At 58.2% G+C, this 16,200-nt stretch carries 14 protein-coding genes; 6 read left to right on the top strand and 8 right to left on the bottom strand.

What is annotated here, in order from left to right; genetic code table 11:
• Window positions 1-14 precede the first annotated feature (14 nt).
• Together AC6CWS_RS06580 and fabA are read left to right on the top strand one after the other, a co-directional pair.
• Complete coding sequence (locus tag AC6CWS_RS06580; protein ID WP_065881818.1) at window positions 15-1,772, top strand: AAA family ATPase; 1,758 nt, start codon at window positions 15-17, stop codon at window positions 1,770-1,772.
• Window positions 1,773-1,841: 69 nt separating this feature from the next.
• Complete coding sequence (fabA, locus tag AC6CWS_RS06585; RefSeq protein WP_004201428.1) at window positions 1,842-2,360, top strand: bifunctional 3-hydroxydecanoyl-ACP dehydratase/trans-2-decenoyl-ACP isomerase; 519 nt, start codon at window positions 1,842-1,844, stop codon at window positions 2,358-2,360.
• Between the two features lie 68 nt (window positions 2,361-2,428).
• Here the strand turns inward: fabA and rmf are convergent, their stop codons facing one another.
• The 6 genes from rmf to rlmKL all read right to left on the bottom strand — a co-directional run bounded on the left by rmf (window position 2,429) and on the right by rlmKL (window position 10,347).
• A complete protein-coding gene (rmf, locus tag AC6CWS_RS06590; protein ID WP_002898396.1) occupies window positions 2,429-2,596 on the bottom strand; it encodes a ribosome modulation factor in 168 nt (55 codons plus the stop codon).
• A 252-nt stretch (window positions 2,597-2,848) separates the two neighbouring features.
• On the bottom strand, window positions 2,849-3,412 hold the full coding sequence (gene pqiC, locus AC6CWS_RS06595; RefSeq protein WP_032455285.1) for a membrane integrity-associated transporter subunit PqiC: 564 nt from the start codon (window positions 3,410-3,412) through the stop codon (window positions 2,849-2,851).
• A complete protein-coding gene (gene pqiB / locus AC6CWS_RS06600) occupies window positions 3,412-5,049 on the bottom strand; it encodes an intermembrane transport protein PqiB (protein ID WP_023289048.1) in 1,638 nt (545 codons plus the stop codon). The genes pqiC and pqiB overlap by 1 nt, the downstream gene beginning before the upstream one ends.
• Window positions 5,039-6,307 (bottom strand): membrane integrity-associated transporter subunit PqiA, encoded by a 1,269-nt coding sequence (pqiA, locus tag AC6CWS_RS06605; RefSeq protein ID WP_023289047.1) that lies wholly within the window; start codon window positions 6,305-6,307, stop codon window positions 5,039-5,041. The genes pqiB and pqiA overlap by 11 nt, the downstream gene beginning before the upstream one ends.
• Before the next feature lie 14 nt (window positions 6,308-6,321).
• The gene (locus tag AC6CWS_RS06610) at window positions 6,322-8,229 is read right to left on the bottom strand and encodes an ABC transporter ATP-binding protein (protein WP_023289046.1); all 1,908 of its coding nucleotides are present in this window, start codon (window positions 8,227-8,229) and stop codon (window positions 6,322-6,324) included.
• A 12-nt stretch (window positions 8,230-8,241) separates the two neighbouring features.
• Complete coding sequence (gene rlmKL, locus AC6CWS_RS06615) at window positions 8,242-10,347, bottom strand: bifunctional 23S rRNA (guanine(2069)-N(7))-methyltransferase RlmK/23S rRNA (guanine(2445)-N(2))-methyltransferase RlmL (RefSeq protein WP_102004240.1); 2,106 nt, start codon at window positions 10,345-10,347, stop codon at window positions 8,242-8,244.
• Window positions 10,348-10,446: 99 nt separating this feature from the next.
• On the opposite strand from rlmKL, the gene AC6CWS_RS06620 reads away from it, so the two are divergent.
• The gene (locus AC6CWS_RS06620) at window positions 10,447-11,556 is read left to right on the top strand and encodes a YcbX family protein (RefSeq protein ID WP_102004241.1); all 1,110 of its coding nucleotides are present in this window, start codon (window positions 10,447-10,449) and stop codon (window positions 11,554-11,556) included.
• On the opposite strand, the gene zapC is transcribed toward AC6CWS_RS06620, so the two are convergent.
• Both zapC and pyrD read right to left on the bottom strand, forming a co-directional pair.
• Window positions 11,553-12,095 (bottom strand): cell division protein ZapC, encoded by a 543-nt coding sequence (gene zapC / locus AC6CWS_RS06625; protein WP_023289043.1) that lies wholly within the window; start codon window positions 12,093-12,095, stop codon window positions 11,553-11,555. The two genes, AC6CWS_RS06620 and zapC, sit on opposite strands and share 4 nt — an antisense overlap.
• Window positions 12,096-12,264: 169 nt before the next feature.
• Window positions 12,265-13,275, bottom strand: a complete 1,011-nt coding sequence (pyrD, locus tag AC6CWS_RS06630; RefSeq protein WP_004201417.1) for a quinone-dependent dihydroorotate dehydrogenase — start codon at window positions 13,273-13,275, stop codon at window positions 12,265-12,267.
• A 248-nt stretch (window positions 13,276-13,523) separates the two neighbouring features.
• On the opposite strand from pyrD, the gene ssuE reads away from it, so the two are divergent.
• From ssuE to ssuD, 3 genes are read left to right on the top strand one after another with little or no spacing between them, the layout of a single operon-like run.
• Window positions 13,524-14,099, top strand: a complete 576-nt coding sequence (ssuE, locus tag AC6CWS_RS06635; protein WP_004201416.1) for an NADPH-dependent FMN reductase — start codon at window positions 13,524-13,526, stop codon at window positions 14,097-14,099.
• Window positions 14,092-15,054, top strand: a complete 963-nt coding sequence (locus tag AC6CWS_RS06640) for a sulfonate ABC transporter substrate-binding protein (protein ID WP_023289042.1) — start codon at window positions 14,092-14,094, stop codon at window positions 15,052-15,054. Before ssuE ends, AC6CWS_RS06640 begins: the two co-directional genes overlap by 8 nt.
• Window positions 15,051-16,196, top strand: a complete 1,146-nt coding sequence (ssuD, locus tag AC6CWS_RS06645) for an FMNH2-dependent alkanesulfonate monooxygenase (RefSeq protein WP_065881822.1) — start codon at window positions 15,051-15,053, stop codon at window positions 16,194-16,196. The genes AC6CWS_RS06640 and ssuD overlap by 4 nt, the downstream gene beginning before the upstream one ends.
• The last annotated feature ends 4 nt before the right edge of the window (window positions 16,197-16,200 follow it).

Here is a 16,200-nt window from a genome sequence, read left to right on the forward strand (position 1 = left end):
AAAAAACAGCGACTTTGACCATTACGAAACTGACCCGAACCGACCTTGCGCCTGATCTGGAACCTTACCAGGCGCTGTTTGCTCAAGCTGAACTCTCTCATCCGGCCCCCTCCCTCTCGGGCGATCTGCAGCCGCGGTTGTTCTATGCGCTTGAGCAGCTGCTGTACACCCCGGCAGTCTCCTCCTTCATGCTGGTGAAAGCCCCTGAGGAGCCGGAATATCTGCAATGGCTGGCGGCTGAAACTCGCACGCTGCACGAGCCTGCCGCACCGCTTCACGGAGTTCGCTATGAGGTTAACGGCGCTCACGTGACGCTCGCGCCGGCGCAACACGCTGAAGATAATTTTGCCAGTACCGCTCCGGTCGTGGCGGCCGATTGGCTGGAGGCGGAACAGCTGTTTGGCTGCGTACGCCAGTTTAACGGTGAAATCACACTCCAGCCTGGCCTGGTCCATCAGGCCAACGGCGGCGTGCTGGTGCTCTCACTACGCGCACTACTGGCGCAACCGCTGCTGTGGATGCGCCTGAAAAATATGGTGACCCGTCAGCGCTTTGACTGGCTTTCCATTGATGAATCACGGCCGCTGCCGGTCAGCATCCCTACCATGCCGCTGAGCCTGAAAGTCATGCTGGTGGGCGAACGCGAATCGCTGGCCGATTTCCAGGAAATGGAGCCAGAGCTCTCTGCCCAGGCTATCTATAGCGAGTATGAAGATACCCTGCAGTTTGCGGACGCCGATACGCTGAAGGCCTGGTGCCAGTGGGTATGGCAGAATGCGCAGCAGCTGGAGCTACCGGGCCCGGCGAGCGATGCCTGGCCACTGCTGATCGATGAAGGGACGCGCTACACCGGCGACCAGGAGACCCTGCCGCTCAGCCCGCTATGGATAGCCCGCCAGCTGCGTGAGTCTGCCGCCTTCTGCGAAGGCGAAGAGATTACCGGCGAAGCGATGCAGACGATGCTGGCGCGCCGGGAGTGGCGTGAAGGCTACCTGGCGGAGCGTATGCAGGATGAAATCCTGCAGGAACAGATCCTGATTGAAACCGAAGGCGAATGCGTCGGGCAGATCAACGCCCTCTCAGTCATTGAATTCCCCGGTCATCCACGCGCCTTCGGCGAACCTTCGCGCATCAGCTGCGTCGTGCACATTGGCGACGGCGAGTTTATCGATGTCGAACGCAAAGCCGAGCTGGGCGGCAACATCCATGCGAAAGGCATGATGATCATGCAGGCTTTTCTGATGTCCGAGCTGGAGCTGGAGCAACAACTCCCCTTCTCCGCTTCGCTGACCTTTGAACAGTCCTACAGTGAAGTGGATGGCGACAGCGCCTCCATGGCGGAACTCTGCGCCTTAATCAGCGCGCTGGCCAACGTGCCGATTAATCAGAGCATCGCGATCACCGGCTCCGTCGACCAGTTTGGTCGTGTGCAGCCGGTCGGCGGACTGAATGAAAAAATTGAAGGTTTCTTCACAATCTGTCAGCAGCGCGGTCTCACCGGAAAACAGGGCGTGATTATCCCTGCCGCCAACGTTCGCCATCTTAGTCTGGCCCACGAGCTGCGTCAGGCCGTTGCCGACAATCAGTTTGCTATCTGGGCAATAGACGATATTACCGAAGCGCTGCCGATGTTGACCCAGCTGATGTGGGACGGTGAAGGACAGACGCTGCGACAAACCATTCAGGAGCGGATAGCGCAGGCGACCCAGCAGGAGACTCGCCATCGTTTTCCGTGGCCGCTACGCTGGTTAGGTGGGACAAGTTCTAACTGATCGGACTTGTTCAGCTTACACGTGTTAGCTATCCTGCGTCCCGAACTTAAAATAAGGCTTACTGAAAACATGGTAGATAAACGCGAATCCTATACAAAAGAAGATCTTCTTGCCTCTGGTCGTGGTGAACTGTTCGGCGCGAAAGGCCCGCAGTTGCCGGCGCCAAACATGCTGATGATGGACCGCGTCATCAAAATGACCGAAACCGGTGGTAACTACGACAAAGGTTATGTTGAGGCCGAACTCGACATCAACCCGGACCTGTGGTTCTTCGGTTGCCACTTTATCGGCGATCCGGTGATGCCGGGCTGCCTGGGCCTGGATGCCATGTGGCAGCTGGTAGGTTTCTATCTCGGCTGGCTCGGCGGCGAAGGCAAAGGCCGTGCGCTGGGCGTTGGCGAAGTGAAATTCACGGGGCAGGTTCTGCCGACCGCGAAAAAAGTGACCTACCGCATCCACTTCAAACGCATCGTTAACCGTCGTCTGATTATGGGCCTTGCCGATGGAGAAGTGCTGGTTGACGATCGTCTGATCTACACCGCAAGCGATCTGAAAGTGGGTCTGTTCCAGGATACTTCCGCTTTCTGATAACGTTCAGCAGCGATTAAAAGGCGAAGCCCCCGCTATGCGGAGGCTTCTTTTTTAAAGAGACAGTGTCAGGCCGTTAGTACCCTGTCCTCCATGGCTTCTCGCCAGCCTCCCAGCCACCATGAGCGTTGATTCAAGCTCTGGTATGGACACATTTCTTTCGATCTTCCTGCGATACCCGCCTGATATCCGCGTTGATGTGCCCGTTCCAGGCGATCTCGTTTTTGTCTCTTCATGCCTCGTTTCCCTCATTCTTTGATCTGGTGGAAAAGAAAACAGTGGTCGCAAATTGTGCAGCCACGGGTTACGAATACCGCGAAATGAAGGCGACGTCAATGCGCAAAATTCACGCCATTGTCATATTTGTGACCTATATAAGAGTTCATTTTTTGTTCACCTGGCACACCGGCCGGTAACGAACTGACCTGACAAAAAAAAGCCGCGCGGCTCAGATGAACCGCGCGGCAGATCAGCGTGATGAATTTTACTTATGGCAGACGGTTAAGCTCGCTGGCAATGGCTGCCGCCTCCTGGCTCCACGCCTGCGCCAGGGTCTTGACCATCGCATCATATCCATCCTGATCCTGCTTAAGCACGATGTTAAACGGGCGTTTGATCAGCTGCCCCTGATGCTTTAGCAGCCACTCACCGCTGACGATAACCCGCCCGTCGTAGCGTCCGTGAAAGCCGTTGACCGCGACGTTGAGCGTATCCTGTTCGCTACCCAGCGGCTGGGATGACACTACCCAGCCCGGCAGCTGTTGGCTCAGGTTCGCCACCAGCGTAGTGCGCAGCTGCTGGTCCAGCGGGCTGGCCCACAGATTATTATTGGCGATCACATACTGTACGTCGGTGGTCTGGTAGACCACCCCGTTACCCGCCAGATAATCCGGGATGCTGACCTGCTCAACCCACAGCAGACGTGCCCCCTGGCTGGCGGCGCGCTGTGCGCCGCCCTGCGCCACCGGCAGCTGGTAATACGTTTTGCTTTCGCCGCCGCTACTGCATGCCGTCAGCACGCATACGGTTGCCGCGAGTAACCATTTTTTCATTATTTCGCTCCCTTCGGCTGTGGGTCTTTTTTATCCTTCGCCTCAAATACCAGCGCATTGCTCTTATCATTGAGCGTTTTCAGGACCGGCTGCAGCTCGCGCAGCACCTGATCCAGACGCTGCATATCGGCCACCATCTTATTGTAGGCCGCGGAGCCCGGCTGGAAGCCCTGCATGCTGCGGTTCAGCTCGCGCAGCGTCGTCTGCATATCGGCAGGCAACTGCTGCATCGACTGGCTGGAGGTGATCTTATTCAGACTATCCAGCGTGGTCTGCACGTGCTGCATGGTCTTCTCGCTCTGCGCCAGGGTGCTGGTCGCCTGCTCCAGCAACGGATTGAGCGGCAGGTTATTAATCTTATCCAGCGCATCCATCAGACGCTGCTGGATCTGCGCCAGACCACCGCTGATGGTCGGGATAATCGGATAGCCGTTAAACTCCTGCATTTTCCCGCGCGGCGGCGCCTTCGGATAGAAGTCGAGATCGATATACAGCGCGCCGGTCACCAGATTGCCGGTTTTCAGCGAGCCGCGCAGTCCGCGGTTGATCAGATCGTCAATGTGGGCGCGAATATTCGGATCGCCGCCCAGCTGGTTAACCAGACGTTGCGGTTCAACCCGCACTTCCACCGGAATGCGATAGTCGTCGTTCAAACGCTGCTTCAGACCGGGAATGAAGAATGGCACTTTGCCGACGGTTCCCAGACGGATGCCGCGGAACTCCACCGGCGCGCCGGGCTGCAGGCCGCGAACTGAGTCTTTGAAGAACATCACATAGTCAATATGTTCGGTAAAGACCGAATCCTGGATGCTCTTCTGATCGTCAAACAGATGGTATTCCGTTTTATTCGCCACCGGCTCGCCGAGATCCAATCCTTCCGGAATATCGAAGCTCACGCCGCCGCCAAACAGCGTTGACAGCGAGCCCATCTCGACGCGCATTCCCGCCGAGGTCAAATCGACAGCGATCCCACTGTCCTTCCAGAAGCGGACATTGGTGGTCACCAGGCGGTCATTGGGCGCATTGATGAACAACTGATAAGTGATACGACGTTTCTGGGTGTCGAAGGTGCTGGTTTCCACCGACCCCACGCGATAGCCGCGGAACAGCACCGGATCGCCCGGCGACAGCTGGCCCGCCTTGCTGCTCTCCAGCAGAATACGGATCCCCTTGGCGTCCGGCGAGGCCAGCGGCGGAGAATCAAGCAGCGGATACTGCTCCGGCACCGTACCTTTCGACCCCGGCTGCAGTTCAATATAGGCCCCGGACAATAATGTTCCCAGGCCACTGATCCCCTCGCGGCCTACCTGCGGTTTCACCACCCAGAAGACGGAATCATTGTGCAGTAATTTCTGCATCCCGGAATTGAGGCGGGCTTTGATTTCCACGTGGGTTAAATCGTCGGTCAGCGTGGCGCTCTCCACCACCCCAACGTCCACGCTACGGCTCTTGATACGGGTTTTTCCCCCTTCAATCCCCTCCGCATTCGTGGTGATCAGCGTGACCTCAGGTCCCTGATGGCTGTAATGATAAAACAGGATCCACGCCCCGATCAGCGCAGTGACGATAGGGAAGATCCACACCGGTGACCAGTTCTTCACCTTCTGCACTTTCGCTTCTCCGCTCTTATTTTCCATGTTGTTGTCTTTCCTCATGGCTTGAATCTGGCTCACGATCCCACAGTAAACGGGGATCAAACGTCATGGCTGAAAACATGGTCATCACCACCACCAGCGCAAACATAACCGCGCCGATGGCGGGATAGATATTCATCAACCCTCCCATGCGCACCAGCGCAGAGAGTACGGCGATGACAAAAACATCAATCATTGACCAGCGGCCAACAAATTCCACCACTTCATAGATCAGATGCATGCGTTCCGAATCGCGCGCACCGTTGCCATTGGCATTCCAGCACAGCCAGGCGATAGCGATCATCTTTAGCGTCGGCACCATAATACTGGCAATAAAAATCACCAGCGCCACCGGATAAGACCCCTCGCTCCACAGTAAAATTACCCCGGCCATGATGGTTGACGGCATTTTATCGCCCAGCAGATCGGTGATCATGATCGGCATAATATTGGCGGGGAGATAGAGGATAAATGAGGTCACCAGCAGGGCCAGCGTCCACTGCAGGCTGTTTTTACGCCGCGCCGTTCCTTTACTATGACAGCGCGGGCAGACCGTCTGGTCGACCGGTAACACCGCCGTGCAGCAGGCGCAGGAGCGCAGCCCCTGGCGGATGCCGGCCACTCCGACCTTCAGCGGTTGGCTAATGGCTGGCATGGGGGCAATATCATCCCACAGCCAGCGGCGGTCGACGCACTGGAAAGTGCGTAACTGCAGCAGACAAAACATGCACCACGGAACAAAGCTCAGACCGATACCGATATCGCCATAGGCCATCAGCTTAACGAAGCTCACCAGCACGCCGGCAAGAAAGATCTCCGCCATTCCCCACGTCTTCAGGTGAAACAGAATTCGCGCCAGAAACGCTTTCAGGCCAGCGGGCATCCTGACCCGATTGACCAACAGCAGAATGGTGACCAGGCAAAAGGCCGGTACCAGTTGCACAAAGAGTAAAAAGAAGGTGCCGAGGCTGGCGTAATCCTCGGTAAATAACACATTGGGAATTTCCAACAGCTCTATTTCGCTGCTGATCCCGCCCACTTTCATATAGATAAATGGAAACAGGTTGGCCAACAGCAGCATAAACAGCGCGACCAACGCGTAAGCCGTGGGACGCTGGCGAGGCGCGTCCCACGTGGTGGTTAACGTTGTACCGCAGCGCGGGCAAGCGGCTTTCTGGCGATGCTCCAGCTGCGGCAAAGCCACCAGCAAATCACATTGGGGACATAAAATATGTCGCGCAGCATGATGATGATCGCACATGACAACTCCTCGGCTCAGGCGCCGTTCTTTAATCCTTCGAGATATTCCCAGCGTTCAAAGGCTGCTTCCAGCGCCTGTTCCGCTTCGGCCAGCTTTGCCAGCACCTGCTGCGTGCGATCGTGCGGTTGTCCAAAGAAGTCGGGATCGGCAACCTGTTCCTGCAGCGTCTGCAGTTCGGCCTCGAGAGCTTCCAGCTTCTGCGGCAGCTGTTCCAGCTCGCGCTGCAGGTTATAGCTTAGTTTGTTCCCACCGCGTTTGACAGTTTCTGCTTTTGGCTGAGCGACTTCCATCGTTTTTTTCGCTGCCGGCTGCTTCTGCGCCAACGACTGGGCCTGCTGGCCGCGGGCATCGTGATAGCCGCCGATGTACTGGCCGATGCGACCGCCGCCTTCGAAGATCCAGCATTCGGTTACGGTGTTATCCACGAACTGACGATCGTGGCTTACCAGCATCACGGTGCCCTGATAGCCATCGATCAGCTCTTCCAGCAGCTCCAGCGTTTCGACATCCAGGTCGTTTGTCGGTTCATCGAGAATCAATAAGTTGCTGGGTTTCAGGAACAGACGCGCCAGCAGCAGGCGGTTACGTTCCCCGCCGGAGAGCGCGCGCACCGGGGTCATCGCCCGTTTGGGATGGAACAGGAAGTCCTGCAGGTAGCCCAGCACATGGCGCGGCTTACCGTTAACCATCACCTCTTGCTTACCTTCCGCGAGGTTATCCATCACCGTCCGATCCGGATCCAGCTCTGCGCGGTGCTGGTCGAAGTAGGCGACTTCCAGTTTAGTGCCGACGTGGATCCGCCCGCTGTCGGCCTGCAGCTGGCCAAGCATCAGCTTCAGCAGCGTGGTTTTCCCGCAGCCGTTGGGGCCAATCAGGGCAATCTTGTCGCCGCGCTGGATCTGCGCGGAGAAATCTTTCACCAGCACTTTGCCATCAACCTGATAGTTGACGTTCTCCATTTCGAACACGATTTTGCCGGAGCGCGAAGCCTCTTCAACCTGCATTCTGGCGCTGCCCATCACTTCCCGGCGCTCCCCGCGCTCGCGACGCATCGCCTTCAGGGCACGAACGCGGCCTTCGTTACGCGTGCGGCGCGCTTTGATCCCCTGGCGGATCCATACCTCTTCCTGAGCCAGCTTGCGGTCGAATTCCGCATTCTGCAGCTCTTCAACCCGCAGGGCTTCCTCTTTATCCAGCAGATACTGATCGTAATCGCCCGGGTAGGTCACCAGCTTGCCGCGATCGAGGTCGACGATGCGCGTCGCCATATTGCGGATAAAGGAGCGGTCGTGCGAAATAAAGATAATGGTGCCTTTAAAGGTTTTGAGGAACCCTTCCAGCCAGTCGATGGTTTCGATATCCAGGTGGTTGGTGGGTTCATCGAGCAGCAGCACGCGCGGCCCGCTGACCAGCGCGCGGCCCAGCGCCGCTTTACGCAGCCAGCCGCCGGACAGGGATGCCAGCTGTGCGTTGGCGTCGAGACCAAGCTGCTCAATCACTTCGTTAATGCGGCTGTCCAGCTGCCACAGCCCCAGGTTATCGAGCTGCTCCTGCAGGCGCGCCAGTTCATTTAAATTTTTGTCGCTCGGATCGGTCATGACCTGATGCGACACGTCATGATAGGCCTTCAGGTAGGCCGCCTGCTCGGCGATGCCTTCCGCGACAAAATCGTACACCGTACCGGCGACATTGCGCGGCGGATCCTGCTGCAGACGCGCCACAATCAGATCCTGTTCATAAATAATGCGCCCGTCATCCAGCCCCTGCTCGCGGTTGAGGATCTTCATCAGGGTCGATTTGCCGGCGCCGTTGCGTCCGACGAGGCAGACGCGTTCGTTATCTTCGATATGCAGCTCGGCATTATCCAGCAGCGGCGCATCGCTGAAGGAAAGCCAGGCGCCGTGCATACTAATCAGTGACATTCTTTATTCCTTTCAGGCTGCGGTAATCAGCCAGCAGTTGTGGATCTGACGGTTGCGGGCAAAATCCTGCGACAGCGTTTTTTGCGAAATTTCTTGCGCCTTCAGGCCAAGCGCCGCCAGCCCGTCATGATCCATACGGAAACCGCGTTTGTTATTCGAGAACATAATGGTGCCGCCTTTACGCAGCAGACGTTTCAGATCGGTCATCAGGCGAATGTGATCGCGCTGGACGTCGAAAGCATCTTCCATTCGTTTGGAGTTGGAGAAGGTCGGCGGATCGATAAAGATCAGATCGAACTGCTCGGTGCTCTCCCGCAGCCAGCCCAGCACGTCCGCCTGCATCAGGCGATGCGCGCGGCCGGTCAGGCCATTGAGACGCAGGTTGCGTTCCGCCCACTCCAGGTAGGTGCGCGACATATCCACCGTGGTGGTGGAGCGCGCGCCGCCGAGACCGGCGTGGACGCTGGCGCTGCCGGTATAGGAGAACAGGTTCAGGAAGTCCTTGCCTTTGCTCATCTGGCCGAGCATACGGCGGGCGATACGGTGGTCGAGGAACAGACCGGTATCCAGGTAGTCGGTGAGGTTGACCCACAGGCGCGCGTTGTACTCCTGCACCTCGATAAAGTCGCCCTTCTCCGCCATCTTCTGGTACTGGTTTTTCCCCTTCTGCCGCTCGCGGGTCTTCAGCACCAGCTTGTTAAGCGCCATGTCCAGTACGGCGATGGTCGCGGCGATAATATCGAACAGGCGCTGGCGCGCTTTGTGCGCATCGACGGTTTTCGGCGGGGCATATTCCTGGACCACCACCCAGTCGGCGTAGCGGTCGATGGCCACGTTATATTCCGGCAGGTCAGCATCGTACAGGCGATAGCATTCAATGCCTTCCTGACGGGCCCATTTTTCAAACTTCTTCAGGTTCTTACGCAGACGGTTAGCAAAATCTTCCGCCAGCATCGCCGGCTTGCCGCCTTCGCTCTCCGCCAGGTGATAATTCTTCTGTACGCAGTCCAGCGGGCCGTTCTTGGCTTTAAACTGTTTGTCGGCGCGCAGCTGCAGGCAGCTTAACAGCTCCGGCGAGGCGCTGAACACCGACAGGTTCCAGCCGCCAAACTGACTTTTCATGATCCGGCCCAGCAGGCTGTGCAGGGCGATCAGCGCCGGCTCGCTTTCCAGACGCTCGCCGTACGGCGGGTTGCTGATCACGGTGCCGTACGGGCCTTTCGGTAGCGGATTATTCAACTGGGCGACGTCTTTGACTTCAAAATCGATCAGCTCGCCGATGCCGGCCCGACGGGCGTTGCGACGGGCGCGGTCAATGACGCGTTCGTCGACATCCGAGCCATAGAAGCGTGACCCATATGCCGCCAGCCCCTGACGGGCGCGCGTTTGCGCTTCCGCTTTCACTTCTTTCCAGATGGCGTCGTCGTGCTGCGCCCAGCCGCCAAAGCCCCAGTGGCCGCGGTGCAGGCCCGGCGCGCGGTCGGTCGCCAGCATCGCCGCCTCAATCAGCAGGGTACCGGAGCCGCACATCGGATCGAGCAGCGGAGTGCCCGGCACCCAGCCGGAGCGCATCACGATCGCCGCCGCGAGGTTTTCTTTGATCGGCGCCATACCGGTGCCATCGCGGTAGCCGCGCAGGTGCAGGCCTTCGCCGCTCAGATCCAGCGAGATGTGCGCCGTCTCTTTGTTCAGCCAGACGTTGATCCGCAGATCGGGCGACTCACGATCGACGTTCGGGCGCGGCAGGTTCTTACGGGTGAAGCTGTCGACAATGGCGTCTTTGACCTTCAGCGCACCGTACTGGCTGTTGCGGATCTCCTCATTGAGACCGCTAAAATGCACCGCGAAGGTGGCGCCAGGGTTGAACATCTCCGTCCACGGAATGGCCTGTACGCCGAGGTACAGATCCAGATCGCTGTATACGCGACACTCGCCCAGCGGCAGCATGATGCGCGAAGCCAGCCGGCTCCACATCAGGCTTTGATACAGCAGGCGCGTATCCCCCTGAAAATGGACCCCGCCCTGGACTACCTGGCAGTCCGTCGCGCCAAGCCCTTCCAGTTCAGTTTTTAACAGCTCTTCCAGCCCACGAGCCGTACTGGCAAACAGAGAATTCATATCGTCACTTTTACTTAAAGAAAATTGGTGCGCATTATAGCCAATATGTGCCCTATGTCATAAAGTTATAGGCTTATTTTTGGAACCCGGAGGCAGCGTATGGTAACGCTCTCGCGTCTTTTTATTCATCCCGTTAAATCCATGCGCGGCATGGGCCTGACCCACGCCTTTGCCGATATCAGCGGCCTGGCCTTCGATCGCCTGTTTATGGTCACCGAAACCGACGGCACCTTTATTACCGCCCGTCAGTTTCCGCAAATGGTGAAATTTATTCCGGCGCCGCTGCATGATGGCCTTCACCTGACCGCACCGGACGGCAGCAGCGCCGTGGTGCGTTTTAACGATTTCGCCCCTCAGGCCGAGCCGACAGAAGTCTGGGGCAACCATTTTACCGCCCTTATCGCGCCCGCCGCCGTTAATCAGTGGCTCAGCGGCTTTTTCAATCGCGATGTCCAGCTGCGCTGGCTGGGGCCACAGTTAACCCGCCGGGTGAAGCGCCACGATGCGATACCGCTCTCCTTCGCCGACGGCTACCCTTACCTGCTGGCTAACGAGGCCTCGCTGCGCGACCTGCAGCAGCGCTGCCCGGCAAGCGTAAGCATAGAACAGTTTCGGCCTAATCTCATGGTCACCGGCGCGGCGGCCTGGGATGAAGACAGCTGGAAAGTGATCCGCGTCGGCGAGGTGGTATTTGACGTCGCCAAGCCGTGCAGCCGCTGCATTTTTACCACCGTCAGTCCGGAGCGCGGGCAGAAGCATCCCAGCGGAGAGCCGCTGGAAACCTTAAAGCGCTTCCGCACCGCGCAGGATAATGGCGATGTCGACTTTGGTCAGAACCTGATTGCCCGTAACAGCGGCGTGATCCGGGTGGGGGATGAAGTGGAAATCCTCGCCCGCGGCCCGGCGAAAGCCTACGGCGCCGGCGAAAGCGACGATACCCCGGCTCCCGAGGCGCAGCAGCAGGCCACGGTTGCCATTGAATGGCAGGGTCAACAATTTACCGGCAATAACCAGCAGGTGCTGCTGGAACAACTGGAGCAACAGGGCATTCGCGTACCCTACTCGTGTCGGGCGGGGATCTGCGGCAGCTGCCGCATCCGTCTTGAAGAGGGGGAAGTGAATCCGTTAAAGAAAAATGCGGTCGCCGGAGATGGCACCATTCTCGCCTGCAGCTGCGTGCCGAAAACGGCCCTGCGCCTGGCGCCTTAAACCGCCTGCCCCAGGCTGTAGCTGACCGCGCTTTGCGCCGGCTGCAGCCTGTCGTTCATGATTTTAATCACATCGCCCAGCTGCATAACGCGGCCGGCAAGCGTGAGACCCGGCTGGGCCAGCAGACAAAGCGCGGCGTTATCGCCCGGCTCCACCACCAGCAAATTGACCTGCTCCCCGGTATCGCTCAGCCAGACGCAGGCCGCGTCGCCGCCGCTCGGCTGCCAGTGATGGGGATGGGCGACGAAGTGCCAGCTTTTCGGCATCTGCGGTTTGAGAAAACGGATCGCGGTTAATGCGTTGAGGACTAATTCCGCCCGCTGCTCTTTCGACAACTCGAAATCGCGGCATTTTTCTTCAAAGGAGAAATAGAGCGCGGCGTCATCGACGCAGAATCCCGATGGGGCAAAAGCGTCCGGGGTCAGCATGCGCCGGGCGAAGCGCGAGCGAAATAACATGCCATTGGCCAGATCGAGCATCATGCGGTCGTGCTCTTCATCGTAATACCAACGCCAGTTATCGTCAGGTTTAATCCGCATTTTTCCCCCTGTCCCCTTTCATACGCCTCTGCAAAGTTGTTGCGACTTGCCGCAGAATATTTTCTAAAATTAAGAAAAGTCTAAAATGTTTAAATAAGCAACAGTGAGGGAATATAAAACAACCAGGGCCGGAAATAAAGCCCTGGGTGGGATTCAGAGGAGGAAAAGATTAGATGTGGGTAACAATTTCTTTAATCAGCGGCGGACCTTTAAAAATAAATCCGGAATAGATCTGCACCAGCGAAGCTCCGGCGGCCATCTTTTCCCGCGCGGCAATCACGGAATCAATACCGCCCACGCCAATGATAGGCAAGCGGCCATTGAGCTCAGCGGAGAGCATACGGATAATTTCGGTACTTTTTAATTGTAATGGACGACCGCTAAGTCCGCCGGTCTCATCGCAATGTTTCATTCCCTGAACCAGAGAACGATCGAGGGTGGTATTGGTGGCAATCACGCCATCAATATTATGACGCACGAGGCTATCGGCAACCTGGATCAATTCCTCAGGCAAAAGATCCGGCGCGATCTTCACGGCGACCGGAACATATTTTTGATGCTTCTGCTGCAGCTCAAGCTGCTTATTTTTAATACCGGAGAGTAAATCATCGAGCGCTTCGCCGTATTGCAGCGTGCGCAGCCCCGGGGTATTCGGCGAGGAGATATTAATGGCGATATAGCCGGCGTAGGGATAGACTTTTTCCATACAAATCAGATAATCATCTTTCCCGTGCTCAACCGGCGTGTCTTTATTTTTGCCGATATTGATGCCCAGCACGCCGTCAAAATGCGCCTTTTTCACGTTCTCAACCAGGTTATCGACGCCATGGTTATTAAAGCCCATGCGGTTGATCAACCCCTCGGCATCCACCAGACGGAAGATCCTTGGCTTATCGTTGCCCGGCTGGGGACGCGGCGTCACGGTGCCGATCTCAATGGATCCAAAACCCATCGCGCCCAGTGCGTCAATGCATTCCCCGTTTTTATCCAGCCCGGCCGCCAGACCCAGCGGGTTTTTAAAGGTCAGCCCCATGCAGGTGACAGGCCTGGCCGGCACTTTCTGGCGAACCAGTATTTCCAGCGGCGTCCCGGTGACACGGCGTAATTGTTGAAAGGTAACTTCATGAGCGCGCTCAGGATCGAGCTGAAAAAGGGCTTTACGAACGAAGGGGTAGTACATGAACTCTCCTGGATTCCCGGTGTGCAAACCGGGGGCGTATTATGTGCGATCTGTTGCGGAAAGGGAATTGACCTGCGACAAAAAATCCCCCATCAGCGCAAACGATTACCTCCCCGCGCGCCGTTATGCGCTTTTCGGCTATCTAACGGTGGATAAATCATTTAGGGAAAGAATGGCCCTCTGTCACACTCACTACAAATGTTATCAATTATAGATAAATGCAAACATTTAGTTATAAGGAGAGAGAGATGCGCGTCATTACGCTTGCGGGCAGCCCGCGTTACCCTTCCCGTTCCAGCGCCCTGCTGGAATACGCCAGAGAGACGCTCACCGCCGCCGATATCGAAGTCTGCCACTGGCATCTGCAGAACTTTGCCCCGGAAGACCTCCTGTACGCTCGCTTCGACAACCCGGCGCTGCAGACGCTCAATGAGCAGCTGGCCGGAGCTGACGGACTGATCATCGCCACGCCGGTGTACAAAGCCTCGTTTTCCGGCGCCCTGAAAACGCTGCTCGACCTGCTTCCTGAGCGGGCGCTGGAGGGCAAAATCGTGCTGCCGCTGGCCACCGGCGGCACCATCGCCCACATGCTGGCGGTGGACTACGCCCTGAAGCCGGTGCTGAATGCCCTCAAGGCTCAGGAGATCCTCCATGGCGTCTTCGCCGACGACAGCCAGGTGACCGATTACCAGCACAAGCCGCAGTTTACCCCGAACCTGCAGCGGCGCCTCGATGAAGCCCTGGAGACCTTCTGGCAGGCGCTGCATCGCCCCAGCAGCCGCGCCCCGTCGTTAACGTCTCTGCGTGGGGTGGAACATGCTTAATCCTCTCCGCGCTCTGACCCTCGGCGGGCTGCTGCTGTTCTCCGCCCTGGGCCATGCCGCCCCGGCGGCGCCTGACGCCCTGCGCATCGGCTATCAGAAAGGCAGCGTCAGCATGGTGCTGGCGAAAAGCCATCAGCTGCTGGAGCAGCGCTACCCGCAAACCCATATTTCGTGGATTGAATTCCCGGCCGGTCCGCAGATGCTGGAGGCGCTGAACGTCGGCAGCATCGATATTGGCAGCACTGGCGACATTCCGCCTATCTTTGCGCAGGCGGCCGGCGCCGATCTGGTGTATATCGGTTCGGAACCGCCAAAGCCCAAAGCGGAAGTGATTCTGGTGGCGCAGGGCAGCCCGATTCATAACGTTGCTGAGCTAAAAGGGAAAAAGGTCGCTTTTCAGAAAGGCTCCAGCTCCCACAATCTGCTGCTGCGCGCCCTGCAGCTCGCAGGTTTGAAGTTTAGCGACATTCAGCCGGTCTATCTCGCCCCCGCCGATGCGCGCGCCGCCTTCCAGCAGGGCAATGTCGACGCCTGGGCGATCTGGGATCCGTATTACTCCGCCGCGCTGCTGCAGGGCGGCGCCCGGGTGCTGACCGACGGAACCGACCTGAAACAGACGGGATCCTTCTATCTCGCTTCCCGCCCTTACGCTGAACGCAATGGCGCCTTTATTGAGGGCGTACTCGATACCTTTACCCAGGCCGATGCCCTGACCCATAGCCAGCGTGCGCAAAGCATTACGCTGCTGGCAAAAACGATGGGATTACCGGAAGCGGTGATCGCCAGCTACCTGGACCATCGTCCCCCCACCTCGGTTACCCCGGTGAGCGCTGAAACCGCCGCTCGCCAGCAGCAGACGGCCGACCTGTTCTATGAGAACAAGCTGGTGCCGAAAAAAGTTGATATCCGGGCCCGCATCTGGCAGCCCGCCGCCGCACAAGGAGCGAAATCATGAGTCTGAATATGTTCTGGTTTTTACCGACCCATGGTGATGGTCGTTATCTGGGTACCGAAGAGGGAGCCCGTCCGGTCGATTACGGCTATCTGCAGCAAATCGCGCAGACGGCGGATCGGCTGGGATTCACTGGCGTACTGATCCCGACCGGGCGCTCATGTGAAGATGCCTGGCTGGTTGCGGCCTCGATGATCCCGGTAACGCAGCGGTTGAAATTTCTTGTCGCCCTGAGGCCAAGCGTGGTGTCGCCGACGGTGGCGGCGCGCCAGGCGGCGACCCTGGACCGACTGTCGAACGGCCGGGCGCTGTTCAATCTGGTCACCGGCAGCGATCCCGCCGAGCTGGCAGGCGACGGTGTCTTCCTCGACCACACCGAGCGCTATGAGGCCTCGGCTGAATTTACCCATATCTGGCGCAAGCTGATGGAGGGGGAGACTGTCACCTTTAACGGCAAGCATCAGCGCGTTCGCGACGCCAAACTGCTGTTCCCGCCGCTCCAGCAGCCGCGTCCGCCGCTCTATTTCGGCGGATCGTCTGAGGTGGCGCAGGATCTGGCCGCTGAGCAGGTCGATCTCTATCTTACCTGGGGCGAACCGCCGGCCCAGGTGGCAGAGAAGATAGCTCAGGTGCGGGAGAAAGCTGCCCGGCACGGTCGCCGGGTGCGGTTTGGTATCCGCCTGCACGTGATCGTGCGGGAAACCAATGAGGAAGCCTGGCAGGCGGCGGACAGCCTTATCTCCCATCTGGATGATGAGACTATCGCCCGCGCCCAGGCGGCCTTCGCCAGAACCGACTCCGTCGGCCAGCAGCGGATGGCGGCGCTGCACAATGGTCGACGCGATAAGCTGGAAATCAGCCCCAACCTGTGGGCTGGCGTCGGTTTAGCGCGCGGCGGCGCCGGGACCGCGCTGGTGGGCGATGCCGCTACCGTTGCCGAACGGATCAATGAATACGCCGCGCTGGGTATCGATAGCTTTATCTTCTCCGGCTATCCGCATCTGGAAGAGGCGTATCGGGTCGGCGAGCTGCTGTTCCCGCTGCTCGACGTCGCGGTGCCGTCTGTTCCGCAGCCGCACAACCTGCGTCTGCAGGGGGAAGCCGTCGCTAACGAGTTTATCCTGCGTAAAGTGGCGCAGAGCTGAGGAG

The sequence above is a fragment of the Klebsiella sp. M041 genome, from assembly GCF_059759695.1.